The sequence below is a fragment of the Aeromicrobium sp. PFPM2_SD2 genome (assembly GCF_057364525.1).
The window spans coordinates 1-723 of the sequence record NZ_JBNFNZ010000726.1; the positions used below are offsets into that span (position 1 = coordinate 1).

The window sequence follows — 723 nt, forward strand, 5'->3', positions numbered from 1 at the left end:
GGTCGTGCCACGGGGCCGCGGCCTCGAGCTCGCGCAGCTGGAGCAGCAGCGCGTCCTGGCCCGGGTGGGCGGCGAGCATGACGCCCACGGGCAGGGTCGGTCGCTCCTGCGTCGGCTCGGTCCAGCCCAGCGGCAGGCTGGCGGCGGGCTGCCCGCTCATGTTCATCAACGCGGTGTACGGCGTGAACAGCAGCTCGCGACGGTGGTCCTCGGCGCCGTCGCCGGACTCGGTGAACCAGGCGTGCGGCTGCGGCGGCAGCGCGAGGGTGGGGGTGAGGAAGGCGTCGAAGCCCTGCAGCTCGGTGACCACCCGGCGCGTCGTGGCCTCGAGGTGCTGCATGGCGCGGACGAGCTCGGGCCCGGTGGTCCGGGCGCGCGCTCGCGCCAGTAGCGGGTCGTGCGGCGCAGCAGCGGGTCCGCCTCGGCCGGGATGGGGGCGGCGGCGACGCCGGTCGACCAGACGACGTTGAACTGCGGCTCCAGGTCCTGCGGCCACGGGTTCGGCAGGTCGACGACCTCGTGGCCGAGCGACTCGAGCAGCCGCGAGGCGTCCTCCCACGCGGTGACCGCCTCGGGCGAGGCGTCGACCCCGTCCAGGTACGGCGCGCTCCACCGGGCGACGCGCAGGCGTCCGGGGTCGCGCCCGACCGCGTCCGCGTACGGCCGGGTCGGTGCCAGGAGCGGGGCGCGGGTCGCCGGGCATCGGCCGGGCCAGCACGTCGA

Annotated in this window: 1 protein-coding gene; it reads right to left on the reverse strand. The window is 76.8% G+C overall.

The window, feature by feature from the left end; translation table 11 throughout:
• A partial coding sequence (locus AC2W7G_RS17730) for an amidase family protein (protein ID WP_485869591.1) occupies positions 1 to 340 on the reverse strand: 340 nt, incomplete at its 3' end.
• Positions 341 to 723: the final 383 nt, after the last annotated feature.